Below are 26,575 nucleotides of genomic sequence, written 5' to 3' on the forward strand. Positions count from 1 at the left end.
AAAAAATGAGTGAAGTAACAGAAATTACCGAAGATATCGAAGTGATTGGCCCTGGCAGGCTACTCAGTGATGCTCGTCAAGCTAAGGGCTTAACGATTGAGCAAGTTGCAGAAAAGTTAAACTTTCGCAAAGGCTTAGTAATAGACATTGAAGCCGACCAGTTTGATCGCACTTTGCCATCAACATTTAACCGAGGCTATTTAAAAAACTACGCCAAGCTTGTCGAAGTGCCTGAAGAGGACGTTTTATCCAGTTATGAAATGCTCGGAGTTGCAGAAAAGCAAAGTACTGAAATGCAGAGCTTTTCAAAAATCACTAAAAAACAAGCACAGAATCGGAGCTTAATGTGGTTGAGTTACCTTATTCTAGCTGTATTAATTGGTTCAACCTTGGTGTGGTTTTATCAGTATCAGTCGAGTATTGAGGCAAAGTCAGTTGTACTTGAGCCTAAACTGGCGGACTCGACAAATGATAATTCCTCTCAAGCGCAGCAGCTAAAAGAAAGTGCTAAACAAGCTGAAGATGGTACTGAATTAACACCTAGCACTTCTGTGACAGAGCCGGCAAAAGAGGCTAGTGAGCAAACTTCGCAAGCAATTGAACAAGGTACTATTGAACAACAGCAGTCTGTTGAGGCTAGTACTGACACGGTTGTTGGGCAAACGCCAGAAAATACAGCTGAAATTGAGCAAACTTTAGAAATCGACCAAGCGGACACTACCGGCACAGAGGCAACCGCAATCGTTGAAGATGTCGCAATATTTACTTTTTCAGGTGATTGTTGGGTTAATATTTATGATGCGACTGGCGAGCGCGTTGCTTGGGGTGTCAAAAAAACAGATTATGTCATGACCATTAAAGGTCGAGCGCCATTTAATGTTACACTGGGTAAACCTGAATTAGTGACTATCGAGTTTGCCGGTCAAGCAGTCGATATGTCTCGATTTAACGCTGGTAATATTGCCAAATTCACGCTGCCTCTTGAGCAAAACTAATAGTCTAGAGTCTTAGAAATAGTAAAGTAATTTTATGTTTAAAGAATCACCGATAATTCGTCGCAAGTCTCGCCAAATTATGGTGGGTAATGTTCCCGTTGGTGGCGATGCCCCAATTTCAGTTCAGTCAATGACCAACACACTTACAACAGATGTTGATGCCACGGTTGCTCAAATTCGCGCGTTAGAAAATGTCGGCGCAGATATTGTTCGTGTTTCAGTACCAACAATGGATGCCGCTGAAGCGTTTAAAGAAATTAAAAAGCAAGTTAACGTGCCATTAGTTACCGATATCCACTTTGATTATCGCATAGCACTGAAAGTGGCCGAATACGGCGCTGATTGTTTGCGTATTAACCCAGGTAATATTGGTAAAGAAGATCGTGTTCGCGCTGTTGTTGAAAGTGCACGCGATAAAAATATTCCAATTCGCATTGGCGTAAATGGTGGCTCGTTAGAGCGTGATTTGCAGGAAAAGTACGGAGAACCGACACCTGAAGCCTTGCTTGAATCGGCGATGCGGCACGTTGAAATTCTCGACCGATTAAATTTCCACGATTTTAAAGTCAGTGTGAAAGCCTCTGATGTCTTTTTAGCTGTTGGCGCCTATCGTTTACTGGCAAAACAAATCGACAACCCATTACATCTTGGTATAACTGAAGCCGGTGGTTTCCGCTCGGGTTCGGTTAAATCAGCCGTTGGCTTAGGGATGTTGTTGGCCGAAGGTATTGGCGACACCTTAAGAGTGTCATTAGCGGCTAATCCGGTTGAGGAAATTAAAGTCGGTTTTGATATTTTAAAATCATTAAAACTCCGATCTCGCGGCATTAATTTTATTGCTTGCCCAAGTTGTTCGCGTCAAGAATTCGATGTGATTAACACGGTTAACGCCCTAGAAGAGCGTTTAGAAGATATTATTACCCCAATGGATGTCTCGATTATTGGCTGTATCGTAAATGGTCCAGGCGAAGCAACCGTATCAGATTTAGGCTTGACGGGAAGCAGTAAGAAAAGTGGTTTTTACCTCGATGGCGTACGTCAAAAAGAGCGGATCGACAACAATGACATGGTTGACCAGCTAGAAGCTAAAATACGTGCCAAAGCAAGCCAAATGGAACAAGCGCGCATAAACGTAAAAGAAGTTGATTAAGTTTATTCAAATCGAAAAGTATAAATGCGCGCGAGTCGTCGGCAGGTGATTTACGTTTGTCCAGATTGTGCCTATAATGCGCGCTGCAATTTAATTTAAGAGAGATCCTACGCCCGTGAGTAAAGCGATTCAGGCAGTTCGAGGCATGAATGATTGCCTACCATCAGAAACTAATATTTGGCAAATGGTTGAAGCAACCCTTAGACGTGTTGCTGGTAACTATGGTTTTGCCGAAATTCGCATGCCAATCGTAGAATCAACTCATTTATTTAAGCGCTCAATTGGTGAAGTAACAGATATCGTTGAAAAGGAAATGTATACCTTTGACGATCGCAATGGCGATAGTTTAACACTTCGCCCTGAAGGTACGGCAAGTTGTGTGCGCGCAGGTAACCAGCACGGTTTACTTTATAACCAAGAGCAACGACTGTGGTACATGGGGCCAATGTTTAGGCACGAGCGTCCACAAAAGGGGCGCTATCGTCAATTCCATCAATTTGGTATTGAAGCCTTTGGTATTGCGACACCTGATATCGACGCTGAAGTGATTATGTTATCAAATCGCTTGTGGAAGGAACTTGGCATCAAAGATGTTGTCACATTAGAATTGAATACCTTAGGTTCGAATGAAGAGCGTGCAACCTATCGAGATGCTTTAGTTGACTACTTAACTCTGCATGAAGATAAACTTGATGATGATAGCAAGCGTCGTATGCACACAAATCCACTGCGAGTTTTAGATAGTAAGAACCCAGAGGTACAAGCGGCATTAGTTGATGCGCCTAAGCTATCTGAGTTTTTAGGTGATGAATCTAGAGAACATTTTGCTAGCTTATGTGCTAAGTTGGACGCAGCCGGTATCGAGTATGTTATCAATGAACGCTTAGTTCGCGGTTTGGATTACTACAATCGCACAGTGTTTGAATGGGTAACTTCAAGCCTAGGTGCACAAGGTACGGTATGTGCCGGTGGCCGTTATGACGGTTTGGTTGAGCAACTAGGCGGTAAAGCAACACCGGGTTTTGGTTTTGCTTTAGGGATTGAGCGATTAGTCTTGTTGCTAACGAGCTTAGATAAAGTTAACAATATTCGCCCACAAGTTGATGTTTACATTGCCATGATGGGTGAAAACGCTGAGCTAGCCGGTAATGCTTTAGCTGAACAATGGCGCGATGAAGTCAAAGAAATCAGAATTCAATGTCACTGTGGTGGTGGCAACTTTAAAAAGCAAATGAAGCGCGCAGATAAATCAGGTGCAAACATTGCGGTTATTCTTGGGGACAACGAAGTTGCTGAAAAAACAGCAACGGTGAAATATTTACGTGAACAAAAAGATCAAGAAAGCGTGGCATTTGATCAAATGCCAGCTTTGTTAGAAAAATTAATGTAAGGAAGTACTGTGGAAACTTATCAAACAGAAGAACAACAAGTAGAAGCGATTAAAAAGTTTTGGCAAGAAAACGGCAACTTTATCATCGGTGGTATCCTTGTTGGTTTAGGTAGCTTTGTTGGCTTTAACTACTACAAAGACAGCAAATTAGAAAGTGAAGAAGCCGCGACATCTGCTTACATTGAGATGATGGAGTCAGTTCAAGAGCACAGCGACAACTTTGTCGAAGAAGGTGAAGCTTTTATTCAAGCAAACAAAGAAACAAGTTTCGCATCGTTTACCTCGCTTGCATTAGCTAAAGATGCTGTTAGCCACCAAGATTGGGCCGGCGCAGAAAAGCACTTACAAATGGCTATTGATAATGCCGCTGATGAAGGTGTAAAAAGCATTGCGATATTGCGTTTAGCTCGTGTTCAATTACAACAAGCGCAAGCGGATAAAGCGTTAGCAACATTAGCTAACGATATGGCCGAAGGCTTTGTTGGCGCTGCCGAAGAAGTTAAAGGTGACGCGTATTTAATGCAAGGTAAAAACGAGTTAGCGCGTAACGCTTACCAAGCTGCCATCGACGCTTTAGGCGCAGCTGCCGCAAATAACCAAAGCTTGCAAATGAAGCTTGATGATTTAGCTCAGCACGTTGAATTAACAACGTTACCTGAAATTAGCAAATAGGATTTATTGTGCAGTTGCTACATAAAAAAATACTAACAACACTAGCACTTGTGTTAACCCTTGCCGCTTGTTCGTCAACTGATGATGAAAATGAAGAGTTAGCGGTTGCACCATTAACTGAGATTGAACAGCAGTTTAAGCCAAAAGTTGTCTGGTCAGGCAGCGTTGGCAACGGTGTTAAACACTATTACTCACGCTTAAAGCCTGGTGTTGGCTACGATAAAGTTTTTGCTGCAAGCCGCGAAGGCGATGTGATTGCCTTTGATGAAAAAACCGGTAAATCTGTGTGGAAACTCAATTTGCGTAAGCCATATACGGGTAATGCGCTCATTTTCCGCTCCGACGAATCGGCCAAGTTAGGCGGTGGTTTAGTACCCGGTGGCAGAAAAGTTTACGTTGGTAGTGAACAAGGTGACGTATACGCACTAGAGGAAGCTACGGGTAAAATTGCATGGCATGCCAAAGTTAAAGGTGAAGTAATTGCTGCGCCTGCGTTTGAAAGCAACGTGGTATTAGTGAATACCGTTTCGGGTTTACTGATTGCACTAGATGCGCAAAACGGTGAAGAACTTTGGAAAGTTGAACAAGACGTACCGCCACTAACATTGCGTGGTACTAGTGCTCCGGCTGCGGCATCAGGTGGCGTCTTAATTGGCACGCCATCAGGTGAGTTGACGGTTTATATCTTAGAAAATGGTCAGCAAGGCTGGTCAGTAAACTTGGGTGAGCCAACAGGTTCAACTGAATTAGATCGCGTAGTCGATGTTGACTCAAAACCGCTTATCCTTGGTGAAACTGTTTATGCGGTCTCTTCTCGCGGAAACTTATCTGCACTTGAGTTGCGCAGTGGTCGCGTTTTGTGGCAACGTCAATATTCGTCATATCGCCAATTGAGCATTGCCCGAAACAACATTTATTTAACAGATGTTAAAGGACACGTATATGCGATTGATCGCTTAAATGGTCTCGAGCGTTGGAGTAATGTGTCACTTACCAACCGCAATGTGACAGGCCCTGCAGTACAAGGTAACTATGTTGTTGTTGGTGATCTTGAAGGTTACCTGCATTGGCTAGATGTTGATACGGGTGATATCGTCGCACGCATGGAAGTTGACTCAAGTGGTATATATGCGACACCAACAGTGTCAGACGATGTTTTGTACGTACAGTCAAGAGATGGCGACATCGCGGCGATTCAACTGCCATAGTGTGATTGAAAGTTGCTGTAAATAGACGAAGTTACAGCACAAGCGTTAAAATAAGCTAAAATTTAGAACAAGTTCATTCATTATTTAGTTAACTGTTAATTGAACTTGGTATTCTTAACGGCTCCTTGGTAAATCCATCGAGCCGTTGTGTTTTATTTGATTATCCCAAATTTGGGATAATAATGAGTTTTTTTGAGGTATACATGCTTCCTGTAGTCGCACTTGTCGGCAGACCAAATGTTGGTAAATCAACGTTGTTTAATCGTTTAACACGCTCACGTGATGCGCTTGTTGCAGACTATCCTGGCCTAACGCGTGACCGTCAATATGGTCAGGCGCAGGTTGAAGAACATCCGTTTATTGTCATTGATACTGGTGGTATTCACGGTGATGAAGAAGGTATTGATGCGTTAATGGCAGAGCAATCGTTAATGGCGGTTGAAGAGGCCGATGCAGTGCTGTTTTTGGTTGACGCACGTGCGGGTCTTACTGCCGCAGATCAAGCGATAGCTGAATATCTTCGCAAACAAAATAAGCGTGTATTTCTCGTTGCCAACAAAGTTGATGGGATTGACGCCGATTCTGCCGTTGCAGAGTTTTATTCGCTTGCACTTGGTGACGCTGTTCATCAAATAGCTGCTGCTCATGGCCGCGGTGTAACACAACTCATTACCTTAGCCCTTGAACCTCACATTGCAGCACTGGCAGAAGAAAAAGCTGCTCAAGCTGAAAATGACGAGTTTGACGGTGAAATCTTTGATGAAGAAGGTGAGCATTCACCGCTCGAAGATGACAAAATCAAACTGGCAATAATTGGTAAGCCAAATGTTGGTAAGTCAACGCTTACTAACCGTATTTTAGGCGAAGAGCGGGTTGTTGTTTATGATATGCCGGGTACTACTCGCGATTCAGTATACATTCCTATGGAGCGTAATGGGCGTGAATATACCCTCATCGATACCGCCGGCATTCGCCGTCGTAAAAACGTTAACGATGTTGTAGAAAAGTACTCAGTGATCAAAACGCTGCGTGCGATTGAAGATGCTAATGTCTGCTTATTGATCATTGATGCACGAGAAGGGATCACAGATCAAGATTTGAGTTTACTCGGTTTCATTTTAGAAGCGGGGCGTTCATTGGTGCTAGCTGTCAATAAATGGGACGGGCTAGATGAGTCGGTCAAAGATCGTATTAAGTCTGAACTTGATCGTCGCTTAGGCTTTATTGATTTTGCCCGTATTCACTTTATTTCAGCACTACATGGCACCGGCGTTGGCCATCTGTTTGAATCTGTCGAGGAAGCCTTTGTCTCGGCAACGAAACGGATTTCAACGTCTATGGTCACCAAAATCTTGGATTTAGCGGTGTTTGATCATCAGCCTCCGATGCACAATGGTCGCCGGATCAAACTTAAATATGCGCACGCTGGTGGTTATAACCCGCCAATTATTGTGATTCACGGTAATCAGGCACGCCATTTACCACCATCTTACAAGCGTTATTTAATGAACTATTATCGCAAGTCGTTAAAGATCATGGGGACGCCAATTAAAATTGAATTCAGAGAAACTTCAAATCCATTTGCCGGTAAGAAGAAGTTATCTTATACCGAGCAAAAGAAAAAAGCGCGTGCCACGCAAGGCTACAAAAAACCAGAGTAACTGGCTGCTAAGCTTAGCGCTATTCAACTAAAAATGTCGTGCCATAGCATTGATTTTGTTATGGCTTTTGGCTAGTGTAAATCTTTAATTAACAAAATATTCGTGCGTTGAGTTTATGGCTAGCCAAGTTGATATAGATACTAATGAAAGGTTGTATCGCAATGTAGGGTTGATACAACCCGGTGGTGTGGTCACAATCGATGTGACAACGCCTGCAGGCAAGCGAGGAAAGTTTCGGACAACCTTTATTGGCTTTTTACCTAAGCGCTATGTGCTTATTCAAATGCCGGATAAAAACAAACTTGGCAATTTTGCCCAGTATATCTATCCAGATACAACGGTGACAGTACGTGGCTTAATTGAAGGTCACGAAGGTGCTGTTGTTGCCTTTGTCGGTGTGGTTAAGCAAACCCTTCAAATTCCTTCGCGTATTATTGTTTTAGATTTTCCGACCCGAGTTTCACTTCAGAGCTTGCGCAGTGCAATGCGTATCGACACTGACATGCCAATTAAAGTTGGGGTCGATAAAGAGTATTGGCAAGCAAAAATGCTCGACTTATCGATTAACGGCTGTCAAATAGCTGTGCCGAATGCCGAAACTTTGTTATTGGCTAATGACAAGTCAATTGCCATTACCATCGAAGATATTTCTGGCGTTGCCGATGTTAAGCTCAATGGTCAAATTTGTAACGTTAAACAGCAGATAAACGATGTCTCCCTAGGGGTCAAATTTAAAGATGATGACAAAGAGAAGGTCGCCAAATTACTCAAAGAAACCGTGACACTCGAAACTCAACTGCGTTAGTGGTTTAGCCAAGCTTAGGGTTGTTTAGTCTTTCTCTACTTTGTTAAGGGCTGTCACTTTTGCCTCAATACTGCCGTCACTTACCTCGACTGAAATTGTTTGATTAACTTGCACATCACCGACGCGTTTTACAATAGCGTTGTTTTGATCACGGGTAACACTATAACCCCTCGCGATGGTAGCAAGCGGACTAATCATATGCAGTTGCTCAACTAAATAACCAAACTGTGACTTTTTATTATCTAGCTGATGCTTACTCGTTGCTACTAATCGTTTGTGTAGGTTAGTCTGCTGATCTTGCCATAGTGTTATTTGCTTGTTGGGCGCTGTTTGGTTTAACCGATGGCTCAGGCGCTCGATATTTATTTTAGCGTGTTGCTTTTGTTGAGAAATAATACGTAATAGTCGATGGTTTAATTCATCAACTTGCTGTTGTTTTAGCTGTAATTTTTGTACCGGGTGGCATTGTTGATGGCGATGTATTAAGCCGGTTAGTTTATCTTGCCAACGATTCATTTGTAGTTGTAGACGACTGGTTAGTTGCTGAATTAACTGGATCTGGCGTGTTATCATCTGAGTAAGCTCCCCTGAAACTAATTCAGCTGCAGCTGAAGGGGTTGGTGCTCGAACGTCTGCCGCGAAATCGGCTAATGTGGTATCAATTTCATGACCAACAGCGCTGATCACTGGTAGCGTTGAGGCTGCTATAGCACGAACAACTGACTCTTCGTTAAAACACCACAAGTCTTCTAGTGAACCACCACCACGGCCGACAATTAAGACATCACACTCCATGCGTTGGTTGGCTCGAACAATACTCTGAACGATTTGCTCAGCGGCTAGCTCACCTTGAACAAGGCAAGGGTAAATTATAATGTTGAGCAATGGGTTACGCCTACTAACGACAGCTAATATATCTTGAATTGCAGCGCCCGTTGGTGAGGTAACAATACCTACGGTGCTAATAGCTCTGGGCATCGGCTGCTTATTAGCAAGGTCGAATAGGCCTTCTTGGCTCAATTGCTGTTTAAGCTGCTCATATTGTTGGCGCAACAGACCATCGCCGGCATCTTCCATTTGCTCAATAATCAGCTGAAAATCACCTCGTGGCTCGTACAGTGAAACTTTTGCCCTAACCAATACTTGCTGACCATTGGTGGGTCGAATGCGAACTCGGCGATTACTGCCTTTAAACATCGCGCAGCGCACTTGTGATTTTTGATCTTTTAACGATAAATACCAATGACCCGAACTTGCCGCGATGAAATTTGATATTTCACCAGTTAGCCAAACGGTATTGAGCTCAGATTCCAGCATAAAACGTACTTTTTGTGTTAACTGGCTCACTTGTAAAATGTGGGGATTGGGCATAAATTTATCTTTGAACAGGGCTGATTACAATTTTATGCAAGATAGTATAAATTTTTTAAAGAATTAAGTTTACCTATTTTAATAAAACGGTTAAAATTCTGCCGCAATATTAAGTACCCTTCATTCTTATTCGGTGAGATATTGCGATGCTACGAATTGCTCAAGAAGCCCTAACTTTCGATGATGTTCTATTAGTACCTGCCCATTCGACGGTGCTACCTCATACTGCCAACTTAACCACAAAATTAACGCGAGATATTTCGTTAAATGTGCCAATGGTTTCTGCGTCTATGGATACAGTCACTGAAGCGCGTTTGGCTATTACGCTTGCCCAAGAGGGTGGTATTGGTTTTATCCATAAAAACATGACAATTGCGGAACAAGCAAAAAATGTTCAGCAAGTGAAAAAGTACGAAAGTGGTGTTGTTTCTCACCCGGTTACTGTCACCCCTGATGCCACGATCGAAGACGTGATGAAACTTGCTGATGAGCTAGGCTTCTCAGGTTTCCCTGTTATCGATGGCGCAAATAATTTAGTCGGCATTATTACTGGCCGCGATTTGCGTTTTGAAACGCATTTGGATAAAACCGTTTCAGCGTTAATGACGCCAAAAGACAAGCTAATCACTGTGAAAGCGGGTGCTAAGCGCGAAGAAATCCTTGGCTTAATGCACGAGCATCGCATCGAAAAAATCTTAGTGGTTGATGATGCATTTAAACTTGAAGGCATGATCACAGTAAAAGATTACAAAAAAGCTGAGAGCAAGCCAAACGCCTGTAAAGACGAATTTGGTAGCCTTCGCGTTGGTGCTGCTGTTGGTGTTGGCGCAGGTACCGATGAACGTATCGATGCCCTCGTAGCAGCCGGCGTTGATGTCTTGCTTATCGACACCTCTCACGGCCACTCGCAAGGTGTACTTGATCGCGTTGCAGAAACTCGTGCTAAATACCCTGATTTACAAATTATTGCGGGTAACGTGGCGACAGGTGCTGGTGCTAAAGCATTAGCAGATGCTGGTGTTGATGCGGTAAAAGTAGGTATCGGCCCCGGTTCAATTTGTACAACACGTATCGTCACAGGTGTCGGTGTTCCTCAGTTAACGGCTATCTCTGATGCTGTTGAAGCTTTAAAAGGTACAGGTATTCCGGTGATTGCTGACGGCGGTATTCGTTTCTCAGGCGATATTGCGAAAGCATTAGTTGCAGGTGCTCACTGCGTAATGGTTGGCTCAATGTTTGCTGGTACAGAAGAATCGCCAGGTGAAGTTGAGCTTTACCAAGGCCGTTACTACAAGTCATATCGCGGTATGGGTTCTTTAGGTGCAATGGCACAAAAAGAAGGATCATCAGATCGTTATTTCCAAAAAACGGATGGCGAAGCGGATAAGTTAGTGCCAGAAGGTATCGAAGGTCGCGTGGCCTATAAAGGTCCTGTAGCGGCAATTATCCACCAGCAAATGGGGGGCTTGCGTTCATCTATGGGCTTAACAGGTTGTGCGACAATAGAAGAAATGCGCACTAAGCCACAATTTATGAAGATCACCGCAGCAGGTATGGGTGAATCTCACGTACATGATGTAACCATAACTAAAGAAGCGCCTAATTACCGCATGGGCTAGTTGAATCATTATTTGATTGCTACTCGACACTATCACGACATCAGAAGTGCTCTAGTGTCGATTACCTGCCAAATAAGTGATTCTTACCATAACGACTTTTTTAAGGCTGACTAAAGACGTCAGCCTTCACTTTACATTTTATAGGGTTTGATATGACCAAAGATATCCATGATTCACGAGTCCTCATTTTAGACTTCGGTTCACAATACACTCAATTAATTGCCCGCCGTGTGCGTGAAATTGGTGTTTACTGTGAGCTTTGGGCGTGGGACGTTACTGAAGAGCAAATCAAAGAATTTAACCCAACAGGTATCATCTTAGCAGGTGGTCCTGAAAGTGTTACTGAAGCGAACTCTCCGCGTGCACCTGAGTATGTCTTTAATGCCGGAGTACCGGTGTTAGGTATTTGCTACGGCATGCAAACGATGGCTGAACAACTCGGTGGTGGTGTTCAATCTTCTGAACACAAAGAGTTTGGTTACGCTGGTGTTGAAATCATTAAGCAATCTTCATTATTTAAGAATATAGAAGACTCGATTGGTGCTAATGGCAATGCAGTATTAGATGTCTGGATGAGTCATGGCGATAAAGTATCAAATATCCCAGCTGGCTTTGAAACTATTGCTCAAACGCCTAGTTGTGCACACGCTGCGATGGCAAACGAAGAGAAAAACTTCTACGGCGTGCAGTTCCACCCTGAAGTAACACACACTAAACAAGGGATGCGTATTTTAGAGCACTTTGTTGTTGATATTTGTCAGTGTGAAAAGCTTTGGACTGCAAGCTCAATTATCGACGACGCTATCGCGAAAATAAAAGAGCAAGTAGGTGATGACGAAGTTATTTTAGGTTTATCAGGCGGTGTCGACTCATCTGTTGTTGCGATGCTGATTCACCGCGCGATTGGCGACAAGCTAACCTGTGTATTTGTCGATAACGGCTTACTTCGCTTAAACGAAGGTCAGCAAGTTATGGACATGTTTGGTGATCACTTTGGTTTAAATATCGTACACGTTAATGCTGAAGATCGCTTCTTAGACCGCCTAGCCGGTGTCGATGAACCAGAAGCAAAACGCAAAATTATTGGTAACGTATTCGTTGAAGTATTTGACGAGGAAGCAGGCAAACGAGCCAACGCAAAATGGTTAGCTCAAGGTACTATTTACCCAGACGTCATCGAGTCAGCTGCCTCGAAAACAGGTAAAGCACACGTGATTAAGTCTCACCACAATGTTGGCGGCTTACCAGAAGATATGGAGTTAGGCTTAGTTGAACCATTACGTGAATTGTTTAAAGACGAAGTACGTAAAATTGGCTTAGAGCTAGGTTTACCTTATGACATGCTTTACCGTCACCCATTCCCTGGCCCAGGTTTAGGCGTTCGAGTATTAGGTGAAGTGAAGAAAGAATACTGTGACTTACTTCGCCGCGCTGATGCTATCTTCATCGAAGAGCTTCACAAACATGATTTGTATAACAAAGTCAGCCAAGCGTTTACGGTATTCCTACCCGTGCGCTCTGTTGGTGTAATGGGCGACGGTCGTAAATACGATTGGGTTGTTAGCTTACGTGCGGTTGAAACTATCGATTTCATGACCGCCCACTGGGCACATTTACCTTATGATTTCTTAGGATTAGTCTCTAACCGTATCATCAATGAAATTGATGGCATTTCTCGCGTGGTTTACGATGTTTCTGGTAAGCCACCAGCAACTATCGAATGGGAATAAGACATTAGGTAGCGAGTGAAATCATTAAAAATGCGCTTAGTAAGCGCATTTTTTTTGCTTTAAATAACGAATTTGGTATAAATCGGTTGTTTGTTTTTGAGTTTTTTAACTAGGCTTACTTAAAAGTATAAAAAAGAGAGTTGTGTATGAGATCATTAGTGTTAACGATATTATTGTGTTTACCTTTGTTCGCGGTTGCTGGTGTAGAAAAAGATCGCAAGAAAGTGTTGGATGAGAGTGAAAAGATTTTAGCGCGTTTATATAAAGAAGAGCCGGATGCTAAGGGAAAAATTGCCAGAGCAGCTGGCTACGCAACGTTTTCTAACGTGGGTGTAAATGTTATCTTCGTTTCTGCAGGAGGCGGCAGTGGCGTTGTTCACAACAATAAAACGGGTGAAAAAACCTATATGAAAATGGGGACGGCAGGTTTAGGTATCGGTTTAGGTGTTAAAGATTTTAGAGCAGTCTTTATTTTCCATGAAGCCGATGCCATGACAAAATTTATCGAAAGCGGTTGGGATTTTTCTGGCCAAGCTGACGCAGCGGCTAAGTCTGGTGACAAGGGAGCTGAGGGCAGCACAGCCGGCACTATTGTTAATGGCGTGTCGATTTATCAAATGACGGAAAATGGCCTTGCTTTACAAGCCACATTGCAAGGAACAAAGTATTGGAAAGACAGTAAATTAAACTAATACTTTAGGGCTAATTATTTAAGCCTACTAGTAAATGTGAACGTTAGTAAAAAACGCGCTTGACTGCGCGTTTTTTACTTTATGTATTGTTATACCAAGTGAATTAAATATTTGATCACTCAGCGAGATTTAAAAGGCTTTTAGGCAAGGCTTTGATTGCCGATAATGGTTATTCCCTTATCAAAATCAGTAACGAAGCATAAAAGTCTTTTATACTCGCCCTTGGGAGCTCGTCAGAAAAGTGATAATTTCGCAAATTTATTTGATGGAGAATGACTACACCTGCATAAATTTCCTTTATTCTAACTTCCCTGACGCAGCTCTGAGTTGGTCAAATATTTATTTCAATTGGTATTGTTACTTGGCTTTTTGGCTTGAACCTCTAAACTAGCAGATAATACTCGAAGGGAATGATGTTATGTGGATAAAAATACTTACTAGCTTGGTTGGTGCGATCTTGTTGCTACTTGCCTCATTCTGGTTATTTAGCCCGCAGCTTATTACTTATATTGCCAATCAACAGCTAGCACAACAAAACATGGTTTTTGGTGAGCAAAGTCAGGTACGGATCAATCCTTTTGTACTGTCGCTTAGTGTTGAGAATTTGACGATTGAGTCATTAAAGGATCAAGAACAACTACTAAGATTAGACAATGCCGATGCCCAAATTGCGGTGTCGGGTCTCTTTAACCGGCAACTCGTGTTGACAGGCTTAAGTGTGTCTGGCTTTGAAACTCAGATAAAACAGCTCAACACTGGTTGGCAGGTCGCCGGTCATATCATTGAACAGTCGCCGAGCTCTGAACAAGAAGAGCAAGAGCCGAACCACCGTCAACCTAATGAAGTGGCGGACGCACCATGGCAATTAATCGCGAGCCAAATTTTTATCAATAATAGTAAAGTTATCCTTCATGCTGATCAGTTACATCAGTTTACGGTTAATCAACTAATCTTAACCAACGTAATATTTAGTGAACAATATCAGTCATTAATCGCAAAGCTCGACGCCGCGATAGATAATTCTCCACTGAGCTTTAGCCTCAATCTCGATATTATCGCTCAGCAATATCAAGGGCATTTCACGATTAATGATGTTGATCTGCAAGATTATCAACAGTGGCTCCCCGAGCAGTTAAAAAGTCTATCTGCTAAGGTGAGTTTTAAGACAGCTTTTGATGCTAATTTGGCAAATGAAACTCGATTGTCGTGTAGCGATACAGCATTAGCGCTCGAGCAGGTATTGGTTCAAGATGTGCTCGCTGACTCGCTAATCAATGCAGACAAAATAGCATTTGAAATACCGCAACTTAACGTGGTTAACACTGATATTAATGGTCAGCTGTCGGCTCAACTAGCAAATTTAACGCTAACTAAAGTCTCAAATAATGACTTGTTACTTGCTGCGGCATTACTTTCATTACCTGAGATAACAGCGTCGATGCAAAATAATCAGCTCATGCTAGCATTTGATCAACTCACAATTGATGAGCTAGCTGGCTCTCAATTGGCTGACGCAGAACAGCCATTAATAGGTTTTGAGCAGTTAGCGATCAAAGGGGTTAATGCTAAGTATGATTTAGCCCGAAGTACTGGTGGTGTTGAAGTTGAAGAAATCATGCTTGCAAAGCTAGCGAGTTACTTGCAAATGGAAGCACAACAACTTAAAAACTTGGTTAATGTCAGTCAAGAAAGTCAGCGTGAATCAATGCCTATTGATAATGTGACAGATCCCCAAGAGCAATCTAGTGCCCAAGTGTTTAATTTCGTGATTGATAAAATCAACGCGGATGCTATCGTGACTATAGAGGATACGGTGGCAAGCCCTGCATTTTCCGAAAGCATTGAGTTTTCATCTATTAGCTTGACTGATATCGACAACTCTCATGCAACTAACCCCGTTAACTACCAAGTTAACGGGACGACCAATAAACACGGAAGATTCGCCCTAAATGGCTTTTATCAGCCATTTAACCCTAAAATGAATCTGTTACTACAGGGCGATGTTCATGAGTTATCTCTGCCTAAGTTAGTTGGTTATTTTGCTAAAGGTGCGCAAGTTAATATTCTCAGTGGTCAACTAGATACACAACTTGATGTTAAAGTGGTAGACGATCAAATTGATGGCGAAACTAAGCTAGCAGTGAGAGGGTTAGAGCTTGCTAAGCAAGATAAGGCCAGTAAACAAATACAACAAGATAACTCGGTTATTTCGCTCAATACGGCGTTAACTATGCTTCAAGACAGTAAAGGCAACTTGGACCTCGATGTACCTTTATCCGGTGATGTTAGTTCGCCGGAGTTTGGCTTACAGAGTTTTATCGGTATTATCACTCAAAAAGCTGTGATGATGGCCGCCGAGAGTTATCTCATGCAAACCATGGTGCCATACGGCAATATTTTATCGTTGGCGAAAATCGCTGGCGAAATGATGTTAAAAGTCAGGCTTGAAGACTTAATCTATCGAGCGGAACAAATTGAATTGTCAGATGAGCAAATGACATTTGTTAACAACCTTATCAAGTTAATGACAGATCAAGATGAACTGCAATTTAAAGTGTGTGCGATTGCCACGGCTGCAGATTTACCGAAAGCGCACAGCTTGGATGAAAAGCAACAAGTTACATACTTACATCGGCTGAGTGAACAGCGAGGTCAGGCGTTTAAAAACTATTTGGTGCATCAAGGTGGGATCGCCTCTAAGCGTCTACTTTTATGCCATGGCCAGATTGAACTATCGGGTACCAAATTACCGCGAATAGAGTTTGAGGATTAATAAACCTGAACTCGGGATAACAAATTGCTTTCTAGCGGTTATTTTTCCTTATTACGTTGTTAAATTTGTGTGCAATAGCGGGCTATTCCAAACAAATTTGTCTAGTACTAAGAAAAAATCCCTCGCTAGAAGAGTTAACAGTGATTGTAAGTTTTTACTTTTAATAGGTTAGCTAACTTCTTATCCCGAGTTTAGGTTAATAAGGTAAATATATGCGATATATCCTGCGACAAAAAATATTTTCATTGCGCGATGTTTTCAGAATTAAAGACGAAAATGATGAGCTTGCATTTGAAATTGTTTCTAAAATTTTGGCTTTGCGTCGAACTTTTGTTATGCGCGACCATAATGAAAATGAAGTCGTCACTATCAAACGAAAAATATTTGCCATTAGACCAACCTTTTATTTGAGTTTTGTTGATGGCACACATGCGCTACTCAAGAAAAAGTTTTTTACCTGGTTTTCGAGTAAGTACTATTTGAATTTCAATGGCCAAGATATTGTTATTATTGGTGATTTTTTAGATCACGAATACGATTTTTTGATTGATGATCAGGCTATCGCTTCAGTGTCGAAAAAGTGGTTTTCATGGACAGATACCTATGGAGTAGACGTTGCCGAACAACAATTTGCACCGTTAATTTTAGCGTCTGTGGTGATCATTGATGAAGTTCAGCACAACAAAGATAACGTATCTTCTGACTAAAAGGTTATAAATCAATGAAAATATGGGTAGACGCAGATGCATGCCCTGCGGTGGTTAAAGAAATTTTATTTCGCGCCGCTGATAGAGCAAATATCATGACGACGTTATTGGCCAATCACCCAATGCGAGTGGCTAACTCACCCTTTATACGTTTTGTTCAAGTTGAGTCCGGTTTTGATGTTGCAGACAACGAAATAGTAAAACGTGCACAGGTTGGCGATTTGGTGATAACCGCTGATATTCCATTAGCAGACGAAGTGATAACTAAAGGGGCTTTTGCTTTGAGTCCGCGAGGAGAAATGTTGACTAAGCACAATATAAAGCAGCGGTTGAACATGCGTGATTTTATGGATACGTTGAGGGCAAGTGGTATGCAAACTAAAGGGCCAGATAAACTCTCGTCACAGGATAAACAGGCCTTTGCCAACCAACTCGATAGCTTTATCGCTAAACACAAGTAACGTGTTTAAACATAGGGGTCAGAGTCAATTGACTCTGACCCCTTAGCTATTTTTACGCTGAACCTTAGGTTGATTATGGGTAATCAGTCACCCAGATCATTAAAATAAAAAAGGCGATAATTATCGCATTAAACGCAATAATGTAGGCAAACCCCTTGATGCCATCTTTTGCTTGGAAGCCCTTACTTCTTAGATACCACCACCAAATTGCACACATTATTATTGGTATTAAGAAAAACAGTCGAATCATGTGGTTACCTATAAACTAACAGTATTTTTATACTAAGTTGCTTTCTTTGTCTGTGCAATTATTCTTCTCAATAATAGCGTTAAGTGGCTTTCTTATAGCATATAAAAACAGCAAGCTTGGTATCACCATTAACGCTGTTAAGACAAAGAACAAGGCCCAGTTACCGTTTAAGTAGTCAACGACGATACCTGAGTATGAACCGAGCATGACTCGACCAAAGGTACCTAATGAGGCCATAAGCGCATATTGACTAGCGGTAAATGTTTTATTACACAATACGGATAATAGTGCGACAAAGGCCACTGAGCCCCAAGCCGAAGTAAAGCCATCAACAATAACGGTAAATGCGAACAAAGGTTTATTAGGGCCGACGATTGCTATAACTGAAAATAATAAATTACTTGCTGACATCGCGATACCGCCAATAAACAGCCCCTTTAAAATGCCATAGCGAATCGTGAAGATACTGCCGATAAGTGAAAAAATTATGGTTACCGACCAATTGATCATTTTAGAGTAGTAAGCAATGTCGGCATTGGAAAACCCAACCTCGCGGTAAAAGACTATAGACATACGTCCTAAATAGGCTTCACCTAATTTAAACAAAAAGATAAACAGCAATATCGATAAGCTGAGCTTGAAGCCATTGCGACTGAAAAACTCATGAATTGGTGCAACTAACGTGGTAAGTAGCCATGCGGTGAGACGAGTACTCGTGTCACTAATTTGATTTCGATAGTCAGCAGGCTTTCGGGTTAGTGTCATAGAGACTTGTTTATTCAGTGTTATCATCTGGCTGATGAAAATACTTAGCATTAAGATCACCATCAAGCTAGTCGCGCCAAATTGAAGATTGGTATCTATTAGTTGCTCTGGCCAATAGGGATAGCCAAAATTGGCATAGCCAATGGTTAGTATTATCAGTGGTAGTGTGAGTAGTACAATGAGCTGTCGAGTTTTGTGGCCTTGCAAAGCGACTTGATATTGTCGTTCAATATTGCTTTGATTTTGTTCCCGTTGACTTTGTGGCTCTTTGACGAATAAGACGACAGTGGATAGCGCTAACATAATTAAGGCTAACACGATATAAATCTGTGGCCAGTGCCAATCCGGTTGGTCAGCGAGTAAAAATGGAATTGCGCCAAGGCCGGCGTAACCGGTCCACCAACCAGAGGTCGCCATTGCCGAGCCGGCTGCCATTTCATTGTTGTCCTGCTCGCCCAAGCTATCAATACGGTATGCGTCAATTGCTATATCTTGTGTTGCTCCCGCTATTGCGATGATTAAACCCAATACAGCCATTACAGCAAGTGATTGATTCGCTTCTAAGCTACTCATTTGCCAACAAGTAAAGGCGATAATTAATTGGGTAGTAAAGATCCAACTACGACGTTGACCAAGCTTTTTGTGCAAGAGAAATAGCTTGATGCGATCGACCAGTGGCGACCACAAAAAATTGATACTATAAGCGACAAAAATAAGCCCAAATAATCCAATACTTGAGCGCGATAGCCCTTCATCTTTTAGCCAACCGCTCATTGCTGAGCCGATCATTACCCAAGGAAAACCAGAAGCGATGCCAAAACAGAAAATAGTTAGCAGGGTTTTGTTTTTAAAATATTGGAGAGCTTGCCAAAAAGAGCGCGTTGACGACATCGAAAGTACTTTATGGATTGTTATCTGCTAAGACTATCAATAAGCAAGGGGAGGGTAAAGCGTTGAAATGCTGGAATGCTTAAACGCGGAAATGTAGGAATGTAGGAATGTAGGAATGTAGGATGGTACACTACCTTGAAACCTTGAAACCTTGAAACCTTGAAACCTTGAAACCTTGAACCTTGCCGCGCTTTAAGCGATGGGTCGCCAGCCAATACAATCGACGGGATAACTGCCTTTGCCATAGAAAAAGTCGAGGCAGGTATTGATTTCAGCAATAAAAAACAAGTCGTGTTTCAACGCTTGGCCACCGTGTAAGGTGAGTTCGTGAATTAAATGCCAAAACACCCGCTCGCGAGCATTGCCAGGGGTGTCATCGATAACCTTTAGCAATGTCCACTCTTCCATCGTATCGTTAATGAACCGATCTAACTCCGTGTAATGGATCTTTTTGTTAAAAACCGCTTCAACATAGGCGGTTATTTGGCTAATTTTTTCATTGATAAACTGCTCAATTATCATGGATTTTCTCCAGCGACAATACGTTATAATTATTATTTTTATTAACGAAACAAGATAAAAGGAAAAAGCTGGAAAAGGCACTATCTGCTCTCTTCAATAAACTAAGTGTAGGTACAAATAATCTATTTTGCTGATTTAATTTGTATCAAATTTGTTTCGTCAGTAGCTTTGTCTACGTTATTGAGTCAATTTAACTATCTGACATTCTGACCAATTGGTCTAATAACATATCGTTATATCTTTATAACAGAAGTGAGGGCTCATTCACATTTTTTAATGAGTCCCTCGAAATAAAAGTAAGAAGCCTGGTCTCAGGCTAAATGATTAAACGGCAGGTAATAGCGTGGCTTTGATTAAAATGATTGGCTCAACCGGAACATCTTCCCAACCAAGCTCAGCATTAAAGTCGGTTTTTTGTTTGGCGATTTCTTCGAGCACTTCTTCCCCTTGGGTAACCGCGCCAAAAACAGCATAACCCCAGTTAATACCGGGATCTAAATTGGTGTTGTCGGCCATATTGAAGAAGAACTGTCGGTTAGCCGTGTGAGGGCGATGCTCTTTTGCCATTGCTATGGTGTATGTTTGGTTTTTTAATCCGTTACCCGATTCGTTAACAATATTTTCGCCCACTTTTCTCGGTACATAGTTTTTGTCGTAACCACCACCTTGGACAACAAACCCTTCAATTACTCGGTGAAAAATCGTGTTGTTGTACTCGCCTGTTACCACATAGGTGAGAAAGTTATCAACGGTTATTGGTGCTTTGATTCGATCAAGCTCAACGACTATTGTCCCTTTACTGGTTTCTAATTTTACTTGAGGAAACAAATTATTGGGATCGATGGCAACGTTTTTCGCCATCACCATACTGGTAAATAAATAGCCAATTAAAATGAGTATTCTAGCCATAAAAATATTACTCGCTATTGGTTGATGTAGTTGAACAGCTCTTGATCAGTTAGTATCTGGTTTAACACTTTAGTTAATGCTTGGTTGAAATCACGGCCTAGCACAGCAATGTCGGCTTTTAATGCGCCTTCACTTGTCCCTTTGTGGTGATAACTTTTAGTCATTTTGCCAAGTGCAGTTTGCACATCGACATTAACGAGCAAATCACTATTTGATTTGTACTTTAACGTTTGCTGTTCAACGTTTACTAGGGCTTTTTCAACACTCACTGTGATGGCTGGTTGAGCTGTGTTATCGATTGAAATATTGCGGCTTTTTAGTGCATCTGCTAGCGTGTTTTCAATAATTTCACTGATTGGCTGTTGACTGTTAAACAGGTTAGCCGCTTGACCTTCTTTGAGGATTTGCACCAAGTGTTTTGATGCGCGCAGATCCTTCACTGCTAGGCTGATTTGGCTAATATTTAATGGTAGCTCATTTGTTTGAATAAAATCGGGGGCAACAACAACCTGAGTTGGCGTACTACCACAACCGGCTAAGGTAATTACTAAAGGTAAAATAAGTTTGAATACTTTCATTATTTTCTCGCAGATAAAACAACAAATTTCTTGTCACTAGCAATGGTTTTACAACCACCAAAAATTCTTTTTAATTTTATGTGATAGGCTAAATTTCTATTGCCTATTATCCGTAATTCGCCACCGTGCTTTAATACCCTGTGGGCATCGTTAAACATTTGCCAAGCGATGTGATCAGTTGTCGCTTGTTGTTGGTGAAATGGAGGATTGCAAACCACTACATCAACGCTATTGGCTTCAAAACCAGATAAACAGTCATTGACGACAAATTGGCAGTGCTCAGCTGCATCCGGCAGATTATTTTCTATATTTTGTTTTGCCGAAGCAACCGCCATAAACGATTCATCGACAAAGGTTAACTGAGCAGCCGGTTGTGTGTTGAGCAAAGTTAGGCCAATAACCCCGTTGCCACACCCCAAGTCAATGACTTGTTGGTTGGGCTTGATATTGGGTAGGTGAGGAATAAAAAAGCGCGCGCCTAAGTCGAGTTTTTCGCGAGCAAATACATTGGCGTGGTTGCTGATGTTATAAGGTGTACCTTCTAATGGCCAAACGGTTGGGAATGGCGATTGATGTGTTTGTTGGTTATCGAGTTGACAAAATACTAACCGAGCTTTCTTCACCGCTAGTGATGTTGTTGTCGTGCCTAAATATTTCTCAAAGACTTTTAGTGTTGAGCTGTGAATGTCCTTTGCTCTTGCAGCGGCGATGAAGATTATATCACTTGATAATTGCCGTTTAATTTGAATTAACTGCTCAGCCAGTAATGCTTTGCTTTTGGGGATTTTATACAGGACTACGTTTGCATCATTAGGCAGGTTAGTTAGGCTATCACTAATGGTTAAATTATCAGCCGATAAATGATTTTGAGCGATATTTTCCTCTAGGCCGCGATGGGCAAGCCAAGAGTCAGAAACCATAGTTGTTGAGTAATTTAATAGATTGATACTCAGTGCGCCAAAACTGTCATTAACCACTAAGACCTTACTATCTTTGTTGAGTAAGTCATTTTCAGTGAGATAATTTATTAAATATTCATCGGCAGCATCCCACGCTTGTAAGGAACGATTATTTTGCGAAATAGGGTAGCGATAAAGTGATAAAGCTTGTTCGTTAACAATGAAAGGACTCTGCATTACTTACGCGGATCTCGGTTTTTATACTAGTTTAATGGTATTATTTTCTCAGATTAATAAGACATGTGCTAGCAATACCCACCATGAAAATACCTGCGCCTAACGCTTCACTCGATTATCTACCTCATTTTATTTCGCTAAGCCGAGCACGCGCTTTAGAAAAAAGGCTTAAAGATGAAATAGCATTTTCTCAAGATAAAATATCCCTTTATGGCAAAGCATATGATATTCCTCGGTTGCAAGCGTGGTTTGGCGATGCGAGTTACACCTATTCTGGGCTGAAAATGAATCCACAACCTTGGACACCAGCGTTGCTTGAAATAAAACATATGGTTGAGGAAAAAACACATTGTTTGTTTAACTCTGCGCTAGTGAATTTGTATCGCAATCATCAAGATTCGGTTGGTTGGCACAGTGATGACGAACCTGAATTAGGCGATAACCCGATGATTGCTTCTGTGTCACTCGGCGCTAAGCGAACATTTAAACTAAAACATAAAAATACCGCTGAAAAGCTTGATATTCCTTTGGTTGAGGGGAGTTTACTAATTATGTCAGGTGAAACCCAAAGGTATTGGCAACATGCTGTTTTAAAAGAAAAATGTAACACTGCGCCGCGGATAAATATCACCTTTAGACAACTCGTTTTAGCGCAATAATATAGCTAAAACTTTATCTTCAATAATTTCAGTAAGGTGCGAGTTTTTGCTGATGATTCGTGTCGATTGTATGGCATAATAAGCAGAAACCACTAGACTTAAGCAGTAGGTGGATGGCGTTTATGCAAGGATTTTTATGTTAGTTGAAACAACCATAGAACAAAAATTACTGTCGGCGTTTGAGCCGAGCCATTTAGAAGTGATCAACGAGAGTCATCAACACAATGTACCGCAGGGCAGCGAGTCTCATTTTAAAGTTGTGATCGTTAGTGACAAATTTTCTGGCGAGCGTTTAATTAAGCGTCATCGCGCCATTAATTCAGTGTTGGCGGAAGAGCTTTCTGATAAAATTCATGCGCTTGCCTTGCATACTTACACAAAACAAGAATGGCAAAATTACTACGCTGATAACGTGCCGGGGTCGCCGCGTTGCCTTGGTGGCAGTACCGTTTAATTCTTTCTTATCAAGTGTAAAAATGGTTAATTGCCCTATGCTCTTATTATTTTTGCGTTCCATTTCTTAGCATTTTCTGGTATTTCTGTACCCCTAAAAATAATAAAGAATTCGCGCGCTTGGTCAAAAATAAGCGCGCATTTGGGGGGAGTTTATGCCGGCTAGCTCGCTTAGCTGCATTGCGCAATTTATAGATACTATTACCGATAGACTCGGGCGAGCTATTATTTGGCTTACCCTTGTCATGGTGTTGTTAACATTTCTTATCGTATTACTTCGCTATGGCTTCAATATTGGTTTTATTGCCATGCAAGAGTCTGTATTGTACCTACACGGTATTGTGATTATGCTCGGTGCCGCGTTTGCGTTGAAGGAAGATGCGCATGTGCGAGTCGATATTTTCTATCAAAAATTTTCACAAAAACAGCAAGCATTAGTCAACGCGCTTGGTATTATTTTTCTCCTGCTGCCCGTTTGCTTATTCTTCTTTTATATCAGTCTTGATTATGTCTTAGCTTCGTGGCGCGTGTTGGAAAAGTCATCTGAAGCAGGTGGTTTGCCTTTCGTTTATCTCAATAAAACCTTATTGCTGTTGTTACCTTTGACCCTGTTTTTACAGGGGATTAGTGAGCTGTGTAAATCGGTGCTGAGCTATCAAGTAGCTACAGGAGAGAATGGGTAAATGGAATATTTAGCATTATTAATGTTCTTCGTTGTGTGTTGTGTCTTATTACTCGGTTTTCCTGTCGCGTTTTCACTTGCCGGTGTTGCTTTACTGTTTGCCGGAATAGGTATCAGTGCTGATATTTTTGATGCGGCGTTCTTACAAGCATTGCCGAGTCGTTTATTTGGCGTGATAAATAACCAAACGTTGTTGGCTGTGCCCCTATTCGTCTTTATGGGAGCGATGTTAGAACGCTCCAAAATTGCTGAAAATTTGCTGACCGCGATGACGATTTTATTTGGCCGTTTTCGAGGTGGCTTGGGCATTTCAGTTACGCTTGTTGGAATGATGCTTGCCGCCAGTACCGGTATCGTTGGCGCGACAGTCGTAACGATGGGGCTACTTTCATTGCCGACCATGTTAAAGCGAGGTTACAGCCCGTCTTTTTCAACCGGCATTATTTGTGCAACGGGCACTTTAGGGCAAATTATTCCACCGTCAATTGCATTGGTGTTATTAGGTGATGTCCTTTCGAGCGCGTATCAACAAGCGCAATTGAAGATGGGGATTTTTAACCCTGAGACTGTTTCTGTCGGTGATTTATTTGCTGGCGCGGTAGTGCCTGGGCTTATGCTTGTTGGCCTTTACATGACTTATTGTATTGGGATGGCCATTTTTAGGCCGCAAGATGTCCCGAGTATTGACGTTGAAGAGCTCAAAAAAGACCACCCTAGTGAGTCAGTCGTTAAGTTAGTACTTACTGCGTTAATTCCTCCGCTTTTATTAATGGTTGCCGTGTTGGGGTCAATTTTATTCGGTTTTGCAACGCCAACAGAAGCAGCCGGTGTTGGCGCTATGGGCGCAATGTTATTGGCTATTTGGCAACGTCAACTCAGTAAAGAAAACCTTAAAGCAGTGATGGAAAGCACGCTTAAAATTACCTCGATGGTCTTTATGATTTTGGTTGGTGCAAGTTTGTTTTCACTCGTCTTTAGAGGTTTAGGTGGTGAAGAGTTAGTAACGGGCTTTTTTGAACAAATGCCAGGCGGCGTGATCGGCGCTATGTTTGTTGTGATGTTAGTCATGTTCTTACTAGGTTTTATTCTTGATTTTATTGAGATCACCTTTGTTGTAGTGCCAATTGTTGCGCCAATTTTACTTGCTATGGGCTTAGATCCCATATGGCTCGGTATTATGATTGCGTTAAACCTACAAACCTCATTTTTAACGCCACCATTTGGTTTTGCGTTATTTTACTTGCGCGGCGTTGCCAGTAAAACGGTAACAACTATGCAAATATATAAGGGCGTTATTCCTTTTATCTTAATGCAATTAAGCGTTCTCGGCGCTTTGGCGATATGGCCAGAGCTAGTGACTTGGTTACCTGAATTAATCTATGGAAAATAATATGAGTACTTCGTTTATAAAGCACATTGTTGCCGCTGTTATTAGTCTTTCCTTGCTTGCCGGATGTGGCGATAACAAGCAATCACAGACAAGCCAAGTGGCTGAAGTTAAAACCTACAAGTGGAAGTTGGTGACTTCATGGCCAAAAAACTTTCCTGGTTTAGGCATGGCACCAGAGAAGTTCGCTGAATATGTTAATGAAATGAGTGGTGGGCGCTTAAGCATTCAAGTCTATGGCGCTGGTGAGCTGGTGCCTGGTTTTGAGGTATTTGACGCTGTATCACAGGGTACAGCACAAATGGGCCACAGTGGTTCATATTACTGGAAAGGCAAGATCCCATCATCACCATTATTTGGTGCTATTCCTTTTGGCATGACGGCAACAGAGCTCAATGCTTGGCTACACTATGGTGGTGGTTTGGAGCTTTGGCGTGAAATGTATCAGCCATTTGGCATTATTCCAATGGCAGGTGGTAATTCAGGCGCTCAGTTTGCCGGTTGGTTTAAAAAAGAAATCAATTCAATGGATGATCTTAAAGGCCTTAAAATGCGCATCCCTGGGTTAGCTGGAGAGGTGTTACAACGCGCTGGCGCAGTACCTGTTACGCTAACTGGCGGTGAAATCTATTCTTCACTGCAAAGTGGTGCGATTGATGGAACCGAATGGGTTGGCCCGTACAATGATTTAGCCTTTGGTTTCTACCAAGCGGCAACTTACTATTATTCAAGTATTTGGCATGAGCCGGGCACAGGTTTAGAGTTTTTAATTAACGAAAAAGCGTTTAACGAATTGCCAAAAGATCTGCAGAAGATCGTTGAAGTGGCAGCTCGCGCGGTTAATGAATCGACCCTTGATGAATACAACGCTCGCAACAATGCGGCGTTGAAAACCTTAATTGAAAAACACAATGTGCAGATGCGTAAATTACCACCTGAGGTTATCGCGCAGCTTAAAGCAATCACCGCGCAAGTAATGGCTGAACAAGCGGCGCAAGACGAAGGCTTTGCCAAAGTGTGGGCAAGCTATAGTGCGTTTCAATCGTCAATTAAAAGCTATCACGACTTAACCTTGAAAGAATATTTCACTCATCGTTAATCGCTAGGTG

General features: G+C 41.9%; 25 protein-coding genes. 18 read left to right on the forward strand and 7 right to left on the reverse strand.

Annotated features, from left to right (window positions below; translation table 11 throughout):
- Positions 1-5 precede the first annotated feature (5 nt).
- The 7 genes from LP316_RS06710 to LP316_RS06740 all read left to right on the forward strand — a co-directional run bounded on the left by LP316_RS06710 (position 6) and on the right by LP316_RS06740 (position 7,881).
- Complete coding sequence (locus LP316_RS06710) at positions 6-995, forward strand: RodZ domain-containing protein (RefSeq protein ID WP_193023550.1); 990 nt, start codon at positions 6-8, stop codon at positions 993-995.
- A gap of 34 nt (positions 996-1,029) precedes the next feature.
- On the forward strand, positions 1,030-2,145 hold the full coding sequence (gene ispG, locus LP316_RS06715) for a flavodoxin-dependent (E)-4-hydroxy-3-methylbut-2-enyl-diphosphate synthase (RefSeq protein WP_193023551.1): 1,116 nt from the start codon (positions 1,030-1,032) through the stop codon (positions 2,143-2,145).
- Between the two features lie 115 nt (positions 2,146-2,260).
- Positions 2,261-3,535 carry a histidine--tRNA ligase gene (hisS, locus tag LP316_RS06720; RefSeq protein ID WP_193023552.1) on the forward strand — a complete coding sequence of 425 codons (1,275 nt, stop codon included), beginning with the start codon at positions 2,261-2,263 and terminating at the stop codon, positions 3,533-3,535.
- A gap of 9 nt (positions 3,536-3,544) precedes the next feature.
- Positions 3,545-4,207 carry a YfgM family protein gene (locus LP316_RS06725; RefSeq protein ID WP_193023553.1) on the forward strand — a complete coding sequence of 221 codons (663 nt, stop codon included), beginning with the start codon at positions 3,545-3,547 and terminating at the stop codon, positions 4,205-4,207.
- An 8-nt stretch (positions 4,208-4,215) separates the two neighbouring features.
- Positions 4,216-5,415, forward strand: coding sequence for an outer membrane protein assembly factor BamB (bamB, locus tag LP316_RS06730; protein WP_226960822.1), 1,200 nt, complete (start codon positions 4,216-4,218; stop codon positions 5,413-5,415).
- A gap of 203 nt (positions 5,416-5,618) precedes the next feature.
- Positions 5,619-7,076, forward strand: coding sequence for a ribosome biogenesis GTPase Der (der, locus tag LP316_RS06735; RefSeq protein WP_193023833.1), 1,458 nt, complete (start codon positions 5,619-5,621; stop codon positions 7,074-7,076).
- Positions 7,077-7,191: 115 nt separating this feature from the next.
- Entirely contained in the window at positions 7,192-7,881 is a 690-nt protein-coding gene (locus LP316_RS06740; RefSeq protein WP_193023554.1) for a PilZ domain-containing protein, read from the forward strand.
- A 24-nt stretch (positions 7,882-7,905) separates the two neighbouring features.
- On the opposite strand, the gene xseA is transcribed toward LP316_RS06740, so the two are convergent.
- The gene (gene xseA / locus LP316_RS06745) at positions 7,906-9,252 is read right to left on the reverse strand and encodes an exodeoxyribonuclease VII large subunit (protein WP_193023555.1); all 1,347 of its coding nucleotides are present in this window, start codon (positions 9,250-9,252) and stop codon (positions 7,906-7,908) included.
- 146 nt (positions 9,253-9,398) lie between these two features.
- Here xseA and guaB point away from each other — a divergent pair, with 146 nt between their 5' ends.
- The 6 genes from guaB to LP316_RS06775 all read left to right on the forward strand — a co-directional run bounded on the left by guaB (position 9,399) and on the right by LP316_RS06775 (position 17,234).
- Positions 9,399-10,871 carry an IMP dehydrogenase gene (gene guaB, locus LP316_RS06750; protein ID WP_193023556.1) on the forward strand — a complete coding sequence of 491 codons (1,473 nt, stop codon included), beginning with the start codon at positions 9,399-9,401 and terminating at the stop codon, positions 10,869-10,871.
- A gap of 152 nt (positions 10,872-11,023) precedes the next feature.
- Positions 11,024-12,601 (forward strand): glutamine-hydrolyzing GMP synthase, encoded by a 1,578-nt coding sequence (gene guaA / locus LP316_RS06755; protein ID WP_193023557.1) that lies wholly within the window; start codon positions 11,024-11,026, stop codon positions 12,599-12,601.
- Between the two features lie 146 nt (positions 12,602-12,747).
- Positions 12,748-13,293: a hypothetical protein gene (locus LP316_RS06760; protein WP_193023558.1), complete on the forward strand. Its 546-nt coding sequence runs from the start codon at positions 12,748-12,750 to the stop codon at positions 13,291-13,293.
- Between the two features lie 418 nt (positions 13,294-13,711).
- Positions 13,712-16,066: a DUF748 domain-containing protein gene (locus LP316_RS06765; RefSeq protein ID WP_193023559.1), complete on the forward strand. Its 2,355-nt coding sequence runs from the start codon at positions 13,712-13,714 to the stop codon at positions 16,064-16,066.
- A 212-nt stretch (positions 16,067-16,278) separates the two neighbouring features.
- The gene (locus LP316_RS06770) at positions 16,279-16,773 is read left to right on the forward strand and encodes an LURP-one-related/scramblase family protein (RefSeq protein WP_193023560.1); all 495 of its coding nucleotides are present in this window, start codon (positions 16,279-16,281) and stop codon (positions 16,771-16,773) included.
- Between the two features lie 14 nt (positions 16,774-16,787).
- Positions 16,788-17,234, forward strand: a complete 447-nt coding sequence (locus LP316_RS06775; RefSeq protein ID WP_193023561.1) for a YaiI/YqxD family protein — start codon at positions 16,788-16,790, stop codon at positions 17,232-17,234.
- Between the two features lie 73 nt (positions 17,235-17,307).
- On the opposite strand, the gene LP316_RS06780 is transcribed toward LP316_RS06775, so the two are convergent.
- The 6 genes from LP316_RS06780 to LP316_RS06805 form a co-directional block, all read right to left on the reverse strand.
- Entirely contained in the window at positions 17,308-17,484 is a 177-nt protein-coding gene (locus LP316_RS06780; protein ID WP_193023562.1) for a hypothetical protein, read from the reverse strand.
- A gap of 27 nt (positions 17,485-17,511) precedes the next feature.
- A complete protein-coding gene (locus LP316_RS06785) occupies positions 17,512-19,140 on the reverse strand; it encodes an AmpG family muropeptide MFS transporter (protein WP_193023563.1) in 1,629 nt (542 codons plus the stop codon).
- 192 nt (positions 19,141-19,332) lie between these two features.
- Positions 19,333-19,662: a hypothetical protein gene (locus tag LP316_RS06790; RefSeq protein ID WP_193023564.1), complete on the reverse strand. Its 330-nt coding sequence runs from the start codon at positions 19,660-19,662 to the stop codon at positions 19,333-19,335.
- A 324-nt stretch (positions 19,663-19,986) separates the two neighbouring features.
- On the reverse strand, positions 19,987-20,571 hold the full coding sequence (locus LP316_RS06795; RefSeq protein ID WP_193023565.1) for a peptidylprolyl isomerase: 585 nt from the start codon (positions 20,569-20,571) through the stop codon (positions 19,987-19,989).
- Between the two features lie 14 nt (positions 20,572-20,585).
- Entirely contained in the window at positions 20,586-21,149 is a 564-nt protein-coding gene (locus LP316_RS06800) for a YajG family lipoprotein (protein ID WP_193023566.1), read from the reverse strand.
- Positions 21,149-22,285, reverse strand: coding sequence for a methyltransferase (locus LP316_RS06805; RefSeq protein ID WP_193023567.1), 1,137 nt, complete (start codon positions 22,283-22,285; stop codon positions 21,149-21,151). The genes LP316_RS06800 and LP316_RS06805 overlap by 1 nt, the downstream gene beginning before the upstream one ends.
- An 83-nt stretch (positions 22,286-22,368) precedes the next feature.
- Between LP316_RS06805 and LP316_RS06810 the strand changes: the two genes are divergently transcribed.
- The 5 genes from LP316_RS06810 to LP316_RS06830 all read left to right on the forward strand — a co-directional run bounded on the left by LP316_RS06810 (position 22,369) and on the right by LP316_RS06830 (position 26,565).
- Positions 22,369-22,944, forward strand: a complete 576-nt coding sequence (locus LP316_RS06810; RefSeq protein ID WP_193023568.1) for an alpha-ketoglutarate-dependent dioxygenase AlkB family protein — start codon at positions 22,369-22,371, stop codon at positions 22,942-22,944.
- Positions 22,945-23,080: 136 nt separating this feature from the next.
- Positions 23,081-23,398 carry a transcriptional regulator BolA gene (bolA, locus tag LP316_RS06815; protein WP_193023569.1) on the forward strand — a complete coding sequence of 106 codons (318 nt, stop codon included), beginning with the start codon at positions 23,081-23,083 and terminating at the stop codon, positions 23,396-23,398.
- 154 nt (positions 23,399-23,552) lie between these two features.
- On the forward strand, positions 23,553-24,080 hold the full coding sequence (locus tag LP316_RS06820; RefSeq protein ID WP_193023570.1) for a TRAP transporter small permease subunit: 528 nt from the start codon (positions 23,553-23,555) through the stop codon (positions 24,078-24,080).
- Positions 24,081-25,469, forward strand: a complete 1,389-nt coding sequence (locus LP316_RS06825) for a TRAP transporter large permease (RefSeq protein ID WP_193023571.1) — start codon at positions 24,081-24,083, stop codon at positions 25,467-25,469.
- Between the two features lies 1 nt (position 25,470).
- On the forward strand, positions 25,471-26,565 hold the full coding sequence (locus LP316_RS06830; protein ID WP_193023572.1) for a TRAP transporter substrate-binding protein: 1,095 nt from the start codon (positions 25,471-25,473) through the stop codon (positions 26,563-26,565).
- The last annotated feature ends 10 nt before the right edge of the window (positions 26,566-26,575 follow it).

Source organism: Thalassotalea sp. LPB0316 (assembly GCF_014898095.1).
In the GTDB taxonomy this organism is placed as follows: Bacteria; Pseudomonadota; Gammaproteobacteria; order Enterobacterales; family Alteromonadaceae; genus Thalassotalea_G.

What these genes read in the sequence shown, in the direction of transcription:
- LP316_RS06775 (WP_193023561.1), top strand. Translation starts at nt 16,788, where the DNA reads ATGAAAATATGGGTAGACGCAGATGCATGCCCTGCGGTGGTTAAAGAA.
- der (WP_193023833.1), top strand. Translation starts at nt 5,619, where the DNA reads ATGCTTCCTGTAGTCGCACTTGTCGGCAGACCAAATGTTGGTAAATCA.
- LP316_RS06765 (WP_193023559.1), top strand. Translation starts at nt 13,712, where the DNA reads ATGTGGATAAAAATACTTACTAGCTTGGTTGGTGCGATCTTGTTGCTA.
- guaA (WP_193023557.1), top strand. Translation starts at nt 11,024, where the DNA reads ATGACCAAAGATATCCATGATTCACGAGTCCTCATTTTAGACTTCGGT.
- LP316_RS06760 (WP_193023558.1), top strand. Translation starts at nt 12,748, where the DNA reads ATGAGATCATTAGTGTTAACGATATTATTGTGTTTACCTTTGTTCGCG.
- LP316_RS06830 (WP_193023572.1), top strand. Translation starts at nt 25,471, where the DNA reads ATGAGTACTTCGTTTATAAAGCACATTGTTGCCGCTGTTATTAGTCTT.
- ispG (WP_193023551.1), top strand. Translation starts at nt 1,030, where the DNA reads ATGTTTAAAGAATCACCGATAATTCGTCGCAAGTCTCGCCAAATTATG.
- LP316_RS06740 (WP_193023554.1), top strand. Translation starts at nt 7,192, where the DNA reads ATGGCTAGCCAAGTTGATATAGATACTAATGAAAGGTTGTATCGCAAT.
- xseA (WP_193023555.1), bottom strand. Translation starts at nt 9,252, where the DNA reads ATGCCCAATCCCCACATTTTACAAGTGAGCCAGTTAACACAAAAAGTA.
- LP316_RS06710 (WP_193023550.1), top strand. Translation starts at nt 6, where the DNA reads ATGAGTGAAGTAACAGAAATTACCGAAGATATCGAAGTGATTGGCCCT.
- LP316_RS06800 (WP_193023566.1), bottom strand. Translation starts at nt 21,149, where the DNA reads ATGAAAGTATTCAAACTTATTTTACCTTTAGTAATTACCTTAGCCGGT.
- LP316_RS06770 (WP_193023560.1), top strand. Translation starts at nt 16,279, where the DNA reads ATGCGATATATCCTGCGACAAAAAATATTTTCATTGCGCGATGTTTTC.
- LP316_RS06820 (WP_193023570.1), top strand. Translation starts at nt 23,553, where the DNA reads ATGCCGGCTAGCTCGCTTAGCTGCATTGCGCAATTTATAGATACTATT.
- bolA (WP_193023569.1), top strand. Translation starts at nt 23,081, where the DNA reads ATGTTAGTTGAAACAACCATAGAACAAAAATTACTGTCGGCGTTTGAG.
- LP316_RS06810 (WP_193023568.1), top strand. Translation starts at nt 22,369, where the DNA reads ATGAAAATACCTGCGCCTAACGCTTCACTCGATTATCTACCTCATTTT.
- guaB (WP_193023556.1), top strand. Translation starts at nt 9,399, where the DNA reads ATGCTACGAATTGCTCAAGAAGCCCTAACTTTCGATGATGTTCTATTA.
- LP316_RS06790 (WP_193023564.1), bottom strand. Translation starts at nt 19,662, where the DNA reads ATGATAATTGAGCAGTTTATCAATGAAAAAATTAGCCAAATAACCGCC.
- LP316_RS06825 (WP_193023571.1), top strand. Translation starts at nt 24,081, where the DNA reads ATGGAATATTTAGCATTATTAATGTTCTTCGTTGTGTGTTGTGTCTTA.
- LP316_RS06795 (WP_193023565.1), bottom strand. Translation starts at nt 20,571, where the DNA reads ATGGCTAGAATACTCATTTTAATTGGCTATTTATTTACCAGTATGGTG.
- LP316_RS06805 (WP_193023567.1), bottom strand. Translation starts at nt 22,285, where the DNA reads ATGCAGAGTCCTTTCATTGTTAACGAACAAGCTTTATCACTTTATCGC.
- LP316_RS06780 (WP_193023562.1), bottom strand. Translation starts at nt 17,484, where the DNA reads ATGATTCGACTGTTTTTCTTAATACCAATAATAATGTGTGCAATTTGG.
- LP316_RS06785 (WP_193023563.1), bottom strand. Translation starts at nt 19,140, where the DNA reads ATGTCGTCAACGCGCTCTTTTTGGCAAGCTCTCCAATATTTTAAAAAC.